This is a genomic window from Serratia sp. CY40230 (assembly GCF_052168835.1).
Classification (GTDB): domain Bacteria; phylum Pseudomonadota; class Gammaproteobacteria; order Enterobacterales; family Enterobacteriaceae; genus Serratia; species Serratia nematodiphila.
The window spans coordinates 175,164-190,277 of record NZ_JBJNLX010000001.1 but is presented as its reverse complement, the minus strand read 5'-3'; the positions used below and the strand labels follow the sequence as shown (position 1 = coordinate 190,277).

Genomic DNA, 15,114 nt, shown 5'->3' with positions numbered 1-15,114 from the left:
TTATGCCAGATCGGCTTTTAAACTGAATGTCGGCTTTACCGGCCAGCAGAAACGGAAACTGGCGCCGCCGAGCGAACTGCCTTCGACGAACACCTGCCCCTGGTAGGCGACGGCGATGGAATGGACGATGGCCAGTCCCAACCCGCAGCCGCCGGTAGCGCGATCGCGGCTGGGGTCGAGACGGACGAAAGGTTCAAACACCCGTTCACGCTCTTCCGGCGGTATACCCGGCCCGTCATCCTCGACCTGCAAGCAGGCGAGGTCGCCGTCAAACCACAGGCCGACGCGCAGACGCTGTTCGGAATAGCGCAGCGCGTTGTTGACCAGGTTGTCGAGAACGCGCTCCATCAGGCGCAGATCGACGCCGCCGAAGTCGCCGACGTGTGGGATATCGAGCTGGATGTCACGTTCCTGATGAATAAGACGGATATCATCGACCTTGTCCTCAAGCCATTTTGGCAGATCGATGGGTTCAATGTTTAACGCAACCTGCGGGCGGTCCAAACGGGCATAGGTCAGCAGCTCGTCGATCAGCGACTCCAGCTGGCCGATATCGCGGTTCAGCGCCTGCTGCTCGCTTTCGGACAGATTATCGCTCATTTCAAGCCGGTAACGCAGGCGCACCAGCGGCGTTCGCAGCTCGTGCGCGATGCCGTCGATCAGCTGTTTCTTGCTGGCGATCAGGGTGTTGACGCTGTCGGCCATCTGGTTGAACGCCACGCCGAGCCGGCTCAGGCTGGAGGTGGGATCGAAGTGGGTGCGCTCATCCAGATGCCCGGCGCCGAGCCGCTGGGCGGCGTTTTCCAATTTGAGCAGGTCTTGCCAGTGCGGCCGCATCCACAGAAACACCGGCAGCGCCAGCGACATGCCGATAAACACCAGCAATACCAGATCCAGCAGGCGCATCTGGTGCAGGTAGAACAGATAAGGAATGGGGCCGACCACTAACACGTAGTGGCTGCGCGGAATGCGCTGCATAAAGGTGTACTGATCGTCGAGGGCGATGATTTCCCCCAGCCGCAGCCGTTTTTTCAGATCCTCGCTCAGCGCCTGTTTGCCGAGCGGTTCGATATGCAGTTTGAACGACAGATTGAGATCCAGCGTGGCGATGGTCTTGTTCCAGTCCTTCAACGGGATTTCACGCAGCTCGCTGCGCATCAGGTACAGCGAACTTTTCATCAGATCGTCCATCGACTGGCGGCCGGCGCGCTCGGCGGTCACCTTGTACACCAGGCCAACCAGCATCGCCATCACCAGAAAACAGACGAACAGCAACAGGAAGAACTGGACGAAAAGTTTTCTCATTGTTGCACCGATGCCCAGGCGTTAGGGGCGAACAGATAGCCTTTATTGCGCACGGTCTTGATGCGGAACGGTTCCAGCGCGTTATCGTACAGCTTGCGGCGCAGGCGGGAGATCGCCACGTCGATGCTGCGATCCATGCCGTCATAGCTTACGCCGCGCAGGTTTTGCAGCAACGCCTCACGATCCATGATCTGCCCGGCGTGGGTCGCCAATTCCCACAACAAATCGAAATCCGAGGTGGACAGGGTGATCGTTTCTTCGCCCAGCGTGACCTGCCGGTTGACCGGATCGATGCACAACAGCCCGAAATGCAGCGCGTTGTGCTGGGTGAGCGGCTGAACCGACTCTTCTTTCGGCTGCTGGCTGTGTTGGCGCAGGTGCAAACGCAGGCGGGCCAGCAACACCGCCGGCGGCGTGGTTTTCAGGATATAGTCGTTGGCGCCCATCTCCAGCGACAGAATATGGTTCATGTCGCTGTCGAGCGAGGTGAGCAGCACGATCGGGCCGGGGAAGGTAGGGCGCAGATCGCGGCACAGCGTCATGCCGTCTTTGCCGGGCAGCATGATGTCCAGCAGCACCAAATCGGGTTGCTCGCGCTCAATGCGCGCCTGCGCGCTGTCGCCGCGCGGTTCGATCAGCACCTCGATGTCGTGTTTGCCCAGATAGGCGGCGATCAGCTTGCCGACTTCAGGATCGTCTTCCACAAAAACAATTTTATGCATATGCCCGTGTTTTAATAAGAAAAGCGGATTTCAGCATAGCGCGGCCTACAGCGATGCGCCATGCGGATCTTTGCCTCAGCGCAGCGGCCGCCCGCCGTCGACGCCGTGGGTGCGGCCGGTCACGTAACGGCTCTCCAGCAGGTAGTTCACCAGATTGACCACTTCGCTCTCGCCCGGCGCGACCTTCATCAGCGATTTCGCCAGCGCTTGTTGGCGGTAGGCTTCATCGTCGCCCGGATTGAAGATGATCAGCGCCGGCGCGATGGCGTTGACTTTCACCTCCGGCGCCAGCTTGCGGGCGAACGATCGGGTCATATTGTCCAGCGCGGCCTTGCTGGCGGCGTAGGCGATATGTTTGTCGCTGCCTTTTTCCACCACGTAGTCGGTCAGATGGATAATGTCAGCGCCTGCCTGGCCCTGGCCGGTCAGGCAAGATTCGAGCAGTTGGTTGAGCAAATAGGGCGTATAGACGTGAATTTGCAGCATCGCCGCCATCACTTGCTCCGGCGGCACTTCTGCCGACTCGGCCTGCCAGGCGCTGGCGTTGTGGATCACCGCGCGCAATTTGGGCGCCACCTGCCGCACCTGGTCGGCGAAACGGTAGATACCTTCGTGCGTGGAAAAATCGCCTTGAATACAACTGGCGCCCAAGGCTTTCAACTCGGTCATCGCCGGATATTCGCTGCGATAGGCGATGATGACCGGAACGCCGCGCTGGAGAAACGCTCTGGCGAGCGCCAGCCCGATGCGCCGCGCACCGCCGGTAATCAGCACCGGGGCAGAGTTGGGGTGTTCCATTGATTAAAGCTCCTGGACAGACTGGCAAACAATAGGGGAATTATGCCATCATACGGCGGAAAGTCGTTAAAGCTTCGCATGATTATCCATTTCTGGATGTAAGATCCCCAATGCGTTTCAGGTTGCCGCCCGGCGGCGGCTTGAAAGACCACGGGTTAACACTGGCCATGAGAGGAATGAGGGGATGAACAGCAATCACCTTGCATCCATCGCGCGCAGTGAGAAAATCTGTTTCGACTATATGGATTTTCTGTCCGCATCGTGCAGGAAGCACTGGCGCTTTGTTGATGCTATTTATGGTGTGATGCCGATCTTCGGCATGGTGTTGAAATCGCGCGTGACCACGTCACAAACGCGCAAAGAGCAGTTGAAAGAGCTGGCGCTGCAAGTGGTGTCGACACAGGTCAGCGATGAAACCAATATCGTGCGCCTGATTGACCTGGCGCAGCAGCAGGGCCTGACGGTGTTTGATATTCAGTTGCCCTATGCGCTGGAAGCGCAACAGCTGGCGGCCATTCAAAAAGAGTGCGAGGAAGGCATTGCGATCGCCCTGGTAGGTGAGCGTATGACCATCACCATTCCCCCTAAAAGCTGACCGGGTGTACCGACCCGGCCGCCCGTTCATGGTTAGGCAATTGACTTACCGCGATGGCCTAACCATGAACGTGATGCCTCAAGCCGCATGACGGCCGGCGTCTAGAGCTGGGTCCCGGCATTCGGGCCGGAGCGCAGGGTATAAATACTGTCTATATGAATTAACACCGCGTACTTCGGCGGCTTCATCCCATTTTTTTCCGCAAACGTCAACGCATCGTCAAACGGCTTGCCCGCCAGAAACAGTTCGGGCGTGCCAACGAAGCGGTAACCGTCCAGCGCCTCGCGATCGATGATCACCACGGCCATTTTCGAGCCGGCCTTGATGTTTTTCAGCGTTTGGCCACCGGTATTTTCGTTGTAAATCAGCGTACGGTCATCATAGAGGCGCAAAGAGCGCTTGGGGCCGATATCGGGAACGCCGTTCGGGCTGCTGGTCGCCTGCACAGGCAGCTGTTTAGCCAGCATCTTCTTCATCTCGTTATTCAATTCATTCATTACAGATGACCCTCAGATTGGTGTGTCACTTTTAATGCAAGGTAGCGGAAGCGTTGGCCGCCGGCGCGCCGACGCTGGTTTCCGGCAGCCGGTGTTCGCGCAGCAAGTGCAGGGTTTCAATCCTGAAACGCAGCAGGTGCCGTTCGGCGATCTGCTGCATCTGTTCGCACAGCGACGTATCGTCCAACAGTTGCTCGATAGCGACTCGGGCCTGATGAACATGCAGCTCGACGCCGCGAAGAGGCTTCTGCCGCAGGCGCAGATGGGTAATGTTGTTGAACGTGACGATCAGCGCGGCCAGGGCAGACTCGAAAATATTCAGCGCTTCAAATCTGGCGGTATATTCCGCATTCAGCCAGGGCTTCTCGGCGATGATCGCCTGAGCCCCCTCCAGCGCCTGTTGATAGCGCGCCATCGCCAGGCGATCGCGCCGCTGATTGAATGCCGTGTTGCCCTCAGCGATCAGCGCCTCCCAGGCGGTAAACAAAGGTAATGCGTGCAGCAGTTTCTCAGCCATGAAATGCCTTCCATTTTCAGCCTGTCTAAACCCGCCGCCTGACGCCTCTCGGCAGGGGGCGCTCGAGCCATACCGTCAATCACAATTGATAATGATAATTAATTGCATTTGAGATCGCAAGAGGAGCCACTGACGGCTTAATCACGGGGAGCGGGGTAAGAGGAAGGACGAGCAAATGAAATGCGGCTGACGGGCAGCCGCATGGGCAGGCGATTTTAGTGCAACATAAACCAGCCGGCAGGCAGCGTGGCCACCAGCAGCAAGAAGATGCTGCTTTTTTCCAGGCGATTGAGCAGATTGATATCTCGATGGCCGCGGCGGGCATACATGAACACCAACAGCCCAGGCGCATACAGCAGCACCGACATCAGCAAGTGCATCAGCCCGGAAGCATACAGCAGCCACAGGCCATAGACGCAGGCGCCGGTGGCGGCGAAGATCAGGCGTTTGTCGCGGCGGCGGTAAGCCACCTTGAACAGAAACGCGCCAACCAGGAAGTAAGGCACCAGGATCATCTCTGACGCGATGGTCAACAGCGAGTTGTAGTTGCTGCCGGTCAGCCAAATCAGCACCAGCGCCAGTTGCACCGCGATGTTGGTCAGCCACAGCGAAGAGGACGGGGCGTGATGGCGGTTCTGCTTGCCGAACACGCGCGGAAACGCGCCGTGCTGCGCGGCCAGCAGCGGCACTTCCGCCGCCATGATGGTCCAGCTCAGGTAGGCGCCGCACACGGAAACGATCAGGCCGGCGGCGATGAGCACGTCTCCCCACGGGCCGATCAGTTCTACCATCAGCACTGCCATCGACGGATTGCGCATCTCTGCCAATTCGCTGCGCGGCACCACGCCCAGCGACAGCAGCGTGACCATCAGATACACCGCCAGCGCCGACAGCACCGCCAGCATAGTGGCGCGGCCCACGTCTTTCTTATTGCGGGCGCGGGCGGAAACCACCACCGCGCCCTCCACGCCGATAAACACCCACAGGGTGATCAGCATGGTGTCCTTGACCTGTTCCCACACCGGTTTGCCGAGGGCGATGCCGTTGAAATCCAGTGTGAACACGTCCATTTTAAAGGCGATCGCCGCCAGAACGGCGAACATCCCCAGCGGCAACAGCTTGGCGAGGGTGGCCGCCAGATTGATGCTGGCGGCGGTTTGCACGCCGCGCAGCACCAGCGCGTGCACGATCCACAGCAGGGCGGATTCGGCGATCAGCGCCTGCCAGGTATTGCCGTCACCGAGGATAACGTTGCCACCGCGATCGGTAAAAATGCTCAGCGCCGCGAACACGATCACCAGATACGAGACGTTGGCGATCACGGCGCACAGCCAGTAACCCCAGGCGGAGCAGAAGCCCACCAGTTCGCCGAATCCTTCTTTGGCGTAGGTGAAGATGCCGCCGTCCAGATCCGGACGCAAACGCGTAAGCAACAGCATGGCGAATGCCAAAAACAGAATGCCGACGCCGGTGATCCCCCAACCCAGCAACAGCGCGGCGGGGCTGGCGACCTGCGCCATGTTTTGCGGCAGACTGAACACGCCGGCGCCCAGCATCGAGCTGAGCACCAAAGCGGTTAGCGCGGTAAGACCGAGTTTTTTTTCCAATGACGGATCCTGAACGCAGAATAAACAACTGGAAGGGAACTGCTTGGCGGCAACAATGTATTAACAACCACTGCGCGAATAGACAATAGCCCTAAAAATTGGCGCAAATTCTACGGAGGGATGATTAGAGATGCAATGATTGAATATGCGGAATTTACAAAAAACTATTCAACACGCGATGGAAAAAGCGGCAATAAAAACGGGCAGCTCAAGGGCTGCCCGATGGTAAACCTAAAAACGGGTTTTATTTGAACAGATCGGCGCTGACGGTCAGGTTGCCGCCGCTCTTGTTCTGCCACTGGCGGGTGACGTGGTAGTACTTGGCGCCTTTCTCGGCCGCGCGTTTCGCCACTTCGGTGGAGACATCGGTCATGCTGTTGAAGTGGCCGGTGAAGGTGACGGAATCGAACGGCACCATCTGCGCAGCGGTCACGTTGTTCACTTCCTGGATCTTGGTGCCGTTAGGCAGCGTGACGGTATAGCGTTGGCCGGTAGAGGACTGGGTTTCGAAGAAACGGCCCACTTCGCGGCTTGGCGAACCGGAAGACGCGACGCCAGGAATTTCGACTTTCGCGGCTGCGGCGCCGCCGGCGGCCAGGGCGGCGCGGCCGGCGTCAGAATCGGCCGGAATGGCGTCCGGGCTCTGCACGCGGCGTTTCGGCGCATCGGCCTTATAGATGTAGGCGGTGACGAACTGGTTGCCGCCGGAGTTGGCGTCAACCTGGCGTACGATGAAGAACGAAGCGGCGCCTTTTTTCTTCGCTTCTTTGGAGATGGCGTCGTTGATGTCCGGCTGGCTGCGGTAGAAGCCGCTGACGCTCACGGTATCGTAAGGCTCCAGCAGGTAGGCTTCCTCTTTAGGCAGTTCGTTCACGCCGTTAAATACGCGGTATTTTGGTGTTTTGCTCACTTCTGGCGCATCTTTATGATAAAGGTCTGCGGTGACGCGCCAGTTGCCGCCGTTGTTGCTGTTGTTGCTGTCCTGGATATAGAAGGAATCGGCACCCAGTTTGTCTGCACGGCGGGATACGGCGTCGACGGCTTCATTGATGGCATTGAAGCGGCCGGTAATCGTGATGCGATCAAACGGCTTCAGCGCCGCTGCTTTCTCAGGAGTTAACTCTTGCGCCGCATGAGCAGACAGCGCGGTGAGTGATAACAAGGCTGACGCGATGATCGTGGTCTTCAGCTTCATAAAAAATCCTTTCGCCTAGCGCATTAACGTTTATAACGTACTGAACTGTTTAAGTGTAATTCAGCCGTCGATTATTACATGTAATTCTGAAAACTGTCTCAGCATTTTATGTTATCCCGTGCGACAAATCGCCGATGGCGACGCGGGGCGCACGGATGGCACCGCCGTCATAAGTTTCCATAATAACGGCTTTGGTGTCATTAATGTTAATTATTCACAAAATGATAACTTTTATGCTTTTACGTCGCGCGCGGCCATAAATCGTTACGCCAGGCGTAAACCTCTTGTCACGCAGAATATGCTGTTCTGTATGGATTTTTTCACTGTAAATTGCGATTTGTCATATCGCGCGCGGCGTTTTTATGTAAAAACAGGGATGAATGCGTAAGCAATTATGGATCATCGACCTTATTTTCAGTAGGTTATAGTTGGCGCCTGAAATCAGTGCGGGCAAGTTAACGCAACGCTCGCCGACGGCGCCGTGCTATGGGCAGGAAAATAATAAACATCATCCAAGACAGGTGAGAAGGGAACATTATGCGTATTGGTGTACCAAGAGAGCGGTTGGCCAATGAAGCCCGGGTCGCAGCCACGCCGAAAACGGTGGAACAACTGCTGAAGCTGGGTTTTACCGTCGCGATTGAACGCGGGGCGGGCAAACTGGCCAGTTTTGAAGACGTCGCTTACGAAGCCGCCGGCGCGGCGCTGGTGGACGAAAGCGAAGTGTGGCAGTCGGATCTGATCCTGAAAGTCAACGCGCCGCAAGACGACGAGATCGCCTTGATGCGCGAAGGCAGCACGCTGGTCAGCTTTATCTGGCCGGCGCAAAACCCCGAATTGATGGCCAAGCTGGCGGCGCGCAACGTCACCGCGCTGGCGATGGACTCGGTGCCGCGCATCTCGCGCGCCCAGTCGATGGACGCGCTGAGCTCGATGGCCAACATCGCCGGCTACCGCGCGATCGTCGAAGCGGCGCATGAGTTCGGCCGTTTCTTCACCGGCCAGATCACCGCCGCCGGCAAAGTGCCGCCGGCCAAGGTGATGATCATCGGCGCCGGCGTGGCCGGCCTGGCGGCGATCGGCGCTGCGGGCAGCCTCGGCGCCATCGTGCGCGCCTTCGACACCCGCCCGGAAGTGAAAGAGCAGGTGCAGAGCATGGGGGCGGAGTTCCTCGAGCTGGATTTTGAAGAGGAAGCGGGCAGCGGCGACGGCTACGCCAAAGTGATGTCCGAAGCCTTTATCAAGGCCGAGATGGCGCTGTTCGCCGCGCAGGCGGCGGAGGTTGACATCATCGTCACCACCGCGCTGATCCCGGGTAAACCGGCGCCGAAGCTGATCACCAAAGAGATGGTGGCGTCGATGAAGCCGGGCAGCGTGATCGTCGATTTGGCGGCGCAAACCGGCGGCAACTGCGAACTGACCGTGGCCGACACCATTACCGTGACCGACAACGGCGTGAAAATCATCGGCTATACCGATCTGCCGAGCCGCTTGCCGACCCAATCTTCGCAGCTGTACGGCACCAACCTGGTCAACCTGCTGAAGCTGCTGTCGAAAGAGAAAAACGGTGAGATCGATATCGATTTCGACGATACGGTGATCCGCGGCGTTACCGTGGTACGCAGCGGTGAAATCACCTGGCCGGCGCCGCCGATCCAGGTCTCGGCCCAACCGAAAGCGGCGCCCGCCGCCGCACCGGCCGCCAAACCCGAAGCCAAACCGACCTCGCCGTGGCTGAAGTATGGCCTGATGGCCCTGGCGATCCTGCTGTTCGGCTGGCTGGCGGACGCGGCGCCGAAAGAGTTCCTGTCGCACTTTACCGTGTTCGCGCTGGCCTGCGTGGTCGGTTACTACGTGGTCTGGAACGTCAGCCACGCGCTGCATACCCCGCTGATGTCGGTTACCAACGCGATCTCAGGGATTATCGTGGTCGGTGCGCTGCTGCAAATTGGCCACGGCGGCTGGGTGAGTTTCCTCTCCTTTATCGCCGTGCTGATCGCCAGCATCAATATTTTCGGTGGGTTCACCGTCACTCAGCGCATGCTGAAGATGTTCCGCAAGAACTAAGGGGTAACAAATGTCTGGAGGATTGGTTACAGCTGCATACATTGTTGCCGCTATTTTGTTTATTTTCAGCCTGGCGGGCCTGTCGCGTCATGAAACGTCGAAGCAGGGCAACCTGTTCGGCGTCGCCGGCATGGCGATCGCGCTGATTGCCACCATCTTGGGGCCGGATTCCGGCAACGTCGGCTGGATCATCATCGCCATGATCATCGGCGGCTCGATCGGCGTCTATCTGGCCAAGAAGGTCGAGATGACCGAAATGCCGGAGCTGGTGGCGGTGCTGCACAGCTTCGTTGGCCTGGCGGCGGTGCTGGTTGGCTTCAACAGCTACCTGGATCACGGCGCGCCGATGGAGCCGGTGATGGCGAATATCCATCTGACCGAAGTGTTCCTCGGCATCTTTATCGGTGCAGTGACCTTCACCGGGTCGATCGTCGCTTTCGGCAAGCTGCGCGGCATCATTTCTTCCAAACCGCTGATGCTGCCGAATCGCCACAAGCTGAACCTGGCGGCGCTGGTGATCTCGTTCCTGTTGCTGGTGGCGTTCGTGCGCACCGACAGCGTGGGCTGGCAGGTGATAGCGCTGCTGCTGATGACGGCGATCGCGCTGGCGTTCGGCTGGCATCTGGTCGCCTCGATCGGCGGCGCCGACATGCCGGTGGTGGTGTCGATGCTCAACTCTTACTCGGGGTGGGCGGCGGCCGCTGCGGGCTTCATGCTGAGTAACGATCTGCTGATCGTCACCGGCGCGCTGGTGGGCTCTTCGGGGGCCATCCTGTCTTACATCATGTGCAAGGCGATGAACCGTTCGTTTATCAGCGTGATCGCCGGCGGTTTCGGCAGTGACGGTTCATCCACCGGCGACGCCGAAGAGATGGGCGAATACCGTGAAACCACGGCGGAAGAGGTGGCCGAGCAGCTGAAGAACTCCACCTCGGTGATCATCACCCCGGGCTACGGCATGGCGGTGGCGCAGGCGCAGTATCCGGTGGCGGAAATCACCGAAAAACTGCGGGCGCGCGGCGTGAAGGTGCGTTTCGGCATTCACCCGGTCGCGGGGCGCTTGCCGGGCCACATGAACGTGCTGCTGGCGGAAGCGAAGGTGCCGTACGACGTGGTGCTGGAGATGGATGAAATCAACGACGATTTCCCGGATACCGATACCGTGCTGGTAATTGGCGCCAACGACACGGTGAACCCGGCGGCGCTGGAGGATCCGCGCAGCCCGATCGCCGGCATGCCGGTATTGGAAGTGTGGAAAGCGCAGAACGTGATCGCGTTCAAACGCTCGATGAACACCGGCTACGCCGGCGTGCAGAACCCGCTGTTCTTCAAGGAGAACACCCAGATGCTGTTCGGCGACGCCAAAGACAGCGTGGAAGCGATTCTGCGGGCGCTGCAGAAGTAGAATTGGGCAACCAAAAAAACGGGCCGCTTAGCGGCCCGTTTTTTATGCACGAAGGTTAATCTTCGTCGTCATGCTCGTCATCTTCATCCGCCTCGATCGGGCAGTTGAAGTCTTCCGGTTTAATCACCAGCAGGTCGCATTTCAGATGATCGATCACATGTTCCGCGGTGTTGCCGATAAAGGCGGCTGAAATGCCTGTGCGGCCCAGGGTGCCCAGCACCACCACGCCGGCCTGCAGATGTTCGGCCAGATCGGGGATGACCTCTTCCGGCAGGCCTTTTTCCACGTGGGTGAACTCTTCCTTAATGCAGAATTTCTGCCGCAGCGCCTTCATGGCGATCAGATGCTGGCCGCGAATGGCGTCGTTGTAGACGCTCGGGTCGAAGTCGGGCAATTCGATGGCGATGTTGATCGGGGTTACGGGATAGGCGCCGACCAGATGAACCTCGGTCTGGTTGACGTTTTGCGCCAGTTCGACGGTTTCTTGCACCAGTTTGATATTGAGCGGGTCGTGATAGGGTTCTTCGCTGGCCAGATTGACCGCCACCAGCGCCTTGCCGCCTTCCGGCCAGGGCTGGTCTTTCACCATCCACACCGGGCAAGGGCATTTGCGCAGCAGGTGCCAGTCGGTGGGGGTAAAGATCACCGACTCCAACCGGTCGTGCTGGTGTGCCATTTTCAACAGCAGGTCATGTTGACCGGAAAGCACTTCCTGAATGATGGCTTCGAAGGGGCGGTTATGCCAAACCACTTTGATTTCGATCGGCACGCCGTCGTTGAGATAGAAGCGGCACTGCTCGTTGATCCAGGCGGCGCGTTGGCTGATCACACCTTGCCGCATCGCCGTTCTTTCATCCGGGGAGAGCAGGGTCGTCATTTCGTAAGAGAAGTCATAGATGGGCAGGAAGGCCTTGATGCGCCCGCCGTTCCGTTTTACCAGGTACACGGCGCGGCGCAATGCCGGCTGATCGTCCTGATTGGGGTCAATAGCCACCAGAAGATTCTGATACTTCGCCATAGGGCCTCCTTACAGCTGAAATCAACAGTCTGTTAATTTACAGAGTAACCCAACATTGAAAAACAGAACAACAACGGAAGCGTGCCGGATCAACAATTTCGGTGAAATGTTGATCCGGCGGGGGGATCAGGCGTTGACGGTCACGTTGATGCGCGGCGTACCGGCCAGCACCGACAGCGCGTCGGCGTTTTCGATGGTGATGTATTTGCCTTTCACGCTGAGGATTTCGCTTTTCTGGAAGCGCCCCAGCAGGCGGCTGATGGTTTCCACCGTCAGCCCAAGGTAGTTGCCGATGTCGCCGCGGGTCATGGTCAACCGGAACTCACGCGGTGAGAAGCCGCGCTCCGCAAAGCGGCGCGACAGGTTGTAAACGAACGCCGCCAGGCGCTCTTCGGCGTTTTTCTTCGACAGCAGCAGGATCATGTCCTGGTCGCCTTTGATCTCGCCGCTCATCAACCGCATGATTTGCTGACGCAGGTTCGGCATTTTGCCGGACAGATCGTCGAGGGTCTCGAACGGGATCTCGCACACCATCGAAGTTTCCAGCGCCTGAGCGAAGCTCGGGTGCTTCAGGCCGCCGATGGCGTCGAAGCCTACCAGGTCGCCCGCCAGGTGGAAGCCGGTGATCTGCTCATCACCTTGCTCGGTGATGGTGTAGCTTTTGATGGTCCCGGAACGGATCGCGTACAGCGATTTCAGCTCGTCGCCGGCCTTGAACAAGGTCTGGCCTTTCTGGATGGGCTTCTTCCTCTCGATAATGTTGTCGAGCTGGTCCAGCTCGTGAGCATTGAGGGTGAAAGGAATGCACAGTTGGCTGATGCTGCAGTCCTGGCAATGGATCGCACAACCACCAGACTGGATACGACGAATCACGCGTTTTTCCGGGATCATAGATTACGCTCATTCAATAATTGATATGAGTCAATTTTAACATCTTTTGCTGCAGCTGATAAGGGTGGCATTAGCATGAATAGGGGTATTGTGTGCGAATTTTGCGCACACATGCCGCCGATTATTCTGTATCGGACTGAAGTTATGAGTATTATTTGTGACTTATGTGTTCTATTCACACAAGTTATTAATAGTGCCCTGCGGGCACGAGCGCGGCGTTGGGCACTGTGCTTTATTAAGCAGCGCCAAACAATGGCGCTGGATAAGCCGATCGCAGCGGCTACAGCAAACTTTTCGGCAGGTAGCCTTCATGCTGCAGCAGCCACTGCTTGCGCTGTACGCCGCCGGCATAGCCGGTCAGCGCGCCCTGCGAACCGATCACTCGATGGCAGGGCACCACGATGCTGATCGGATTTGAACCGTTGGCCATGCCGACGGCGCGCGAGGCGGTCGGACGGCCGATGCGTTGCGCCAGCTGGCCGTAGGTCAGGATCTCGCCACAGGGGATTTGGCGCAGCTGTTGCCAGACGGTGCGCTGGAACTCGGTGCCGGCGGTCATCACCGGCAACCGATCGATAATGCTCAGTTCCCCGGCGAAATAGCGCTGCATGGCGTCGGTCAGCCCGCTGGGATCGCGCTGCTCGCGCAGGGTGAACCGATCGGCGCGGTAGTGGGTGTTCAGCAGCTTCATCAGGCGCGCTTCGTGATCGGTCCAGTCGATCGCCCGCAGGCGCCCCTGTTCATCGGCAATCAGCACCAGTTCTCCCACCGGCGTGGCGGTACGATCAATCAAAAAAGTCTGCATCTGGCTCACTCCTCAGTTTAGTGTGGCGATTATCGCATGAAATGGGAGGGTGCGATGGCGGATTTCGGACATGCTGATGGGCAACCGCAGGGTTGCCCGAATAGCCGGCTTACGGTAAGGCGGGGAGTTATTGTGCGATAAATTTATAAAATAAATTTATAAGTCATCAAGACAAGTTGTGTCTTGTTTATTATTTAAGCAGGCAGTAACGCTTTGTGCTTACTTATAGCTGATAGTCACGCGCTTTAAATGGGGATCGTTATTCACCAACTCACTGCTGACGGCAGAAACTAATTCTTTTGGCATCTCTTTTAACGAAGAGGATATATACCCGTTCTGATATTCCGTCACTTTACCGAAGCAGCTGGAGATAAGCTTTTCATCCTGATGTTTGACGGTGCAGGCCGGCATGGTAATGGCGCCGGTGAAGCGCACGACGCCGGAGGCGACCTGGCTGCCGGAAAGCGGTTTTGCTTGCAGAGCGAAGGGCAGAATGACCAATGCGCTTAATACGGCTAAGTAATGGTTCATATGCTGTTCCTTTCAGAGTAAAAACACTGCCAATTAAAAAACAAGCGCGCTTGTTTTCATCAAATAAGCTATTTCGCTTGGAGAAATAAAAACGAATGGGCAAAAATCCTACTGCCCGCATTCAATGAATTTGATAATAGGGAGGTAGGATGAGTAAAACCATGATTTGGATCATAGTGAAGACCGGTTAATGATTTCAGGCGCAGGCGGGATAACAGGCTGTGATCGTTCTCTCAGGAAAGTCGGACAAGGGCGGGCTGTTTCGTCCCCGTTGCGCGGCGGCAGCAACGGGGGCGAGAGCGGGGTTACAGCATGCCGCTGCTGCCGCAGATGCGGATCTTTTCCGCCACCACTTCTTTCATCGCCAGCTTGCCGGGGACGATGTATTTGCGCGGATCGTTGGCATCCGGGTGCTGTGAAAAGTAGCTTTTTACCGCATCGGCGAAGGCGATTTTCAATTCGGTGGCGACGTTGACCTTGCAAACGCCGAGCGAGATCGCGCGCTTGACCATCGCTTCCGGAATGCCGGAAGCGCCGTGCAGTACCAGGGGGACGTCCACCTGCTCGCGGATCAGCGCCAGGCGCTCGAAGTCCAGCTTCGGTTCGCCGTGGTACAGGCCGTGGGCGGAACCGATCGCCACCGCCAGCGAATCGATGCCGGTGGCGGCGACGAACTCGCGTGCCGCCACCGGGTCGGTATAGAAGCTGTCCGCCGTATCGACGATCAAATCGTCTTCCTGCCCGCCCAGGCGGCCCAGCTCCGCCTCCACGCTGGCGCCGTAGCGGTGGCACAGGGCCACTGCGGCGGCCACCTTGGCGATATTCTGCTCGAACGGCAAATGGGAGCCGTCGATCATCACCGAGCGGATGCCGCTTTTTACCTTGTGCTCGATGTCATCGAGCTCTTCGTGATGATCGAGATGCAGCGCCAGCGGCAGATCGTAGCGGTGCGCGGCCGCCTGGCAGATGCCGATCAGGTAGTCGGTGCCGGCATAGCTGAAGGTGCCGGGCGTGCCGGCCATGATCACCGGCGAGCGCAGCTCGGCGGCGGTCTCCGCCACCACCTGCACGGTTTCCAGATTGTGGACGTTAAACGCCGGCACGGCGTAACCCTGGCGCTGCGCCTTGAGCAGCATGTCTCGGTTGGCTATCAGATACATG

15 protein-coding genes are annotated in these 15,114 nt (G+C 58.1%); 3 read left to right on the top strand and 12 right to left on the bottom strand.

The annotated features are described in order from the left end of the window. The 3 genes from rstB to folM all read right to left on the bottom strand — a co-directional run bounded on the left by rstB (position 1) and on the right by folM (position 2,825). Positions 1-1,305 (bottom strand): two-component system sensor histidine kinase RstB, encoded by a 1,305-nt coding sequence (gene rstB / locus ACJ8IJ_RS00845; protein ID WP_031299665.1) that lies wholly within the window; start codon positions 1,303-1,305, stop codon positions 1-3. Next, entirely contained in the window at positions 1,302-2,027 is a 726-nt protein-coding gene (gene rstA / locus ACJ8IJ_RS00840; RefSeq protein WP_004938307.1) for a two-component system response regulator RstA, read from the bottom strand. Before rstA ends, rstB begins: the two co-directional genes overlap by 4 nt. A gap of 75 nt (positions 2,028-2,102) precedes the next feature. Further along, positions 2,103-2,825, bottom strand: coding sequence for a dihydromonapterin reductase (gene folM, locus ACJ8IJ_RS00835; protein WP_016927586.1), 723 nt, complete (start codon positions 2,823-2,825; stop codon positions 2,103-2,105). A 184-nt stretch (positions 2,826-3,009) separates the two neighbouring features. Here folM and ACJ8IJ_RS00830 point away from each other — a divergent pair, with 184 nt between their 5' ends. After that, complete coding sequence (locus ACJ8IJ_RS00830) at positions 3,010-3,420, top strand: hypothetical protein (protein WP_004938301.1); 411 nt, start codon at positions 3,010-3,012, stop codon at positions 3,418-3,420. A 101-nt stretch (positions 3,421-3,521) separates the two neighbouring features. Here the strand turns inward: ACJ8IJ_RS00830 and ACJ8IJ_RS00825 are convergent, their stop codons facing one another. The 4 genes from ACJ8IJ_RS00825 to ydgH form a co-directional block, all read right to left on the bottom strand. Beyond that, entirely contained in the window at positions 3,522-3,917 is a 396-nt protein-coding gene (locus ACJ8IJ_RS00825) for a pyridoxamine 5'-phosphate oxidase family protein (protein WP_154870315.1), read from the bottom strand. A gap of 31 nt (positions 3,918-3,948) precedes the next feature. Continuing rightward, complete coding sequence (locus tag ACJ8IJ_RS00820; RefSeq protein WP_131164730.1) at positions 3,949-4,434, bottom strand: hypothetical protein; 486 nt, start codon at positions 4,432-4,434, stop codon at positions 3,949-3,951. A gap of 215 nt (positions 4,435-4,649) precedes the next feature. Then, positions 4,650-6,041 (bottom strand): amino acid permease, encoded by a 1,392-nt coding sequence (locus ACJ8IJ_RS00815; RefSeq protein ID WP_033632944.1) that lies wholly within the window; start codon positions 6,039-6,041, stop codon positions 4,650-4,652. Between the two features lie 244 nt (positions 6,042-6,285). Then, positions 6,286-7,236: a DUF1471 family protein YdgH gene (gene ydgH / locus ACJ8IJ_RS00810; RefSeq protein WP_004938291.1), complete on the bottom strand. Its 951-nt coding sequence runs from the start codon at positions 7,234-7,236 to the stop codon at positions 6,286-6,288. Between the two features lie 537 nt (positions 7,237-7,773). Between ydgH and pntA the strand changes: the two genes are divergently transcribed. After that, the gene (gene pntA / locus ACJ8IJ_RS00805; RefSeq protein WP_004938288.1) at positions 7,774-9,303 is read left to right on the top strand and encodes a Re/Si-specific NAD(P)(+) transhydrogenase subunit alpha; all 1,530 of its coding nucleotides are present in this window, start codon (positions 7,774-7,776) and stop codon (positions 9,301-9,303) included. A gap of 10 nt (positions 9,304-9,313) precedes the next feature. Further along, entirely contained in the window at positions 9,314-10,708 is a 1,395-nt protein-coding gene (gene pntB, locus ACJ8IJ_RS00800; protein WP_004938285.1) for a Re/Si-specific NAD(P)(+) transhydrogenase subunit beta, read from the top strand. Between the two features lie 55 nt (positions 10,709-10,763). Here pntB and uspE read toward each other — a convergent pair whose 3' ends face one another. The 5 genes from uspE to ACJ8IJ_RS00775 all read right to left on the bottom strand — a co-directional run bounded on the left by uspE (position 10,764) and on the right by ACJ8IJ_RS00775 (position 15,113). Beyond that, positions 10,764-11,726: a universal stress protein UspE gene (gene uspE, locus ACJ8IJ_RS00795; RefSeq protein WP_442518184.1), complete on the bottom strand. Its 963-nt coding sequence runs from the start codon at positions 11,724-11,726 to the stop codon at positions 10,764-10,766. A gap of 126 nt (positions 11,727-11,852) precedes the next feature. Next, a complete protein-coding gene (locus tag ACJ8IJ_RS00790; protein ID WP_004938278.1) occupies positions 11,853-12,617 on the bottom strand; it encodes an FNR family transcription factor in 765 nt (254 codons plus the stop codon). Positions 12,618-12,897: 280 nt separating this feature from the next. Beyond that, complete coding sequence (ogt, locus tag ACJ8IJ_RS00785; protein WP_004938274.1) at positions 12,898-13,422, bottom strand: methylated-DNA--[protein]-cysteine S-methyltransferase; 525 nt, start codon at positions 13,420-13,422, stop codon at positions 12,898-12,900. A gap of 219 nt (positions 13,423-13,641) precedes the next feature. After that, positions 13,642-13,953, bottom strand: coding sequence for a hypothetical protein (locus ACJ8IJ_RS00780; protein WP_442518183.1), 312 nt, complete (start codon positions 13,951-13,953; stop codon positions 13,642-13,644). Positions 13,954-14,258: 305 nt separating this feature from the next. Next, positions 14,259-15,113: a tagatose bisphosphate family class II aldolase gene (locus tag ACJ8IJ_RS00775; protein WP_033650298.1), complete on the bottom strand. Its 855-nt coding sequence runs from the start codon at positions 15,111-15,113 to the stop codon at positions 14,259-14,261. Position 15,114 lies beyond the last annotated feature (1 nt).

Bases quoted from the DNA above. Each gene is read 5' to 3' on its own strand.
- rstB (WP_031299665.1), bottom strand. From the start codon at position 1,305: ATGAGAAAACTTTTCGTCCAGTTCTTCCTGTTGCTGTTCGTCTGTTTT.
- rstA (WP_004938307.1), bottom strand. From the start codon at position 2,027: ATGCATAAAATTGTTTTTGTGGAAGACGATCCTGAAGTCGGCAAGCTG.
- folM (WP_016927586.1), bottom strand. From the start codon at position 2,825: ATGGAACACCCCAACTCTGCCCCGGTGCTGATTACCGGCGGTGCGCGG.
- ACJ8IJ_RS00830 (WP_004938301.1), top strand. From the start codon at position 3,010: ATGAACAGCAATCACCTTGCATCCATCGCGCGCAGTGAGAAAATCTGT.
- ACJ8IJ_RS00825 (WP_154870315.1), bottom strand. From the start codon at position 3,917: ATGAATGAATTGAATAACGAGATGAAGAAGATGCTGGCTAAACAGCTG.
- ACJ8IJ_RS00820 (WP_131164730.1), bottom strand. From the start codon at position 4,434: ATGGCTGAGAAACTGCTGCACGCATTACCTTTGTTTACCGCCTGGGAG.
- ydgH (WP_004938291.1), bottom strand. From the start codon at position 7,236: ATGAAGCTGAAGACCACGATCATCGCGTCAGCCTTGTTATCACTCACC.
- pntA (WP_004938288.1), top strand. From the start codon at position 7,774: ATGCGTATTGGTGTACCAAGAGAGCGGTTGGCCAATGAAGCCCGGGTC.
- pntB (WP_004938285.1), top strand. From the start codon at position 9,314: ATGTCTGGAGGATTGGTTACAGCTGCATACATTGTTGCCGCTATTTTG.
- uspE (WP_442518184.1), bottom strand. From the start codon at position 11,726: ATGGCGAAGTATCAGAATCTTCTGGTGGCTATTGACCCCAATCAGGAC.
- ACJ8IJ_RS00790 (WP_004938278.1), bottom strand. From the start codon at position 12,617: ATGATCCCGGAAAAACGCGTGATTCGTCGTATCCAGTCTGGTGGTTGT.
- ogt (WP_004938274.1), bottom strand. From the start codon at position 13,422: ATGCAGACTTTTTTGATTGATCGTACCGCCACGCCGGTGGGAGAACTG.
- ACJ8IJ_RS00780 (WP_442518183.1), bottom strand. From the start codon at position 13,953: ATGAACCATTACTTAGCCGTATTAAGCGCATTGGTCATTCTGCCCTTC.
- ACJ8IJ_RS00775 (WP_033650298.1), bottom strand. From the start codon at position 15,113: ATGTATCTGATAGCCAACCGAGACATGCTGCTCAAGGCGCAGCGCCAG.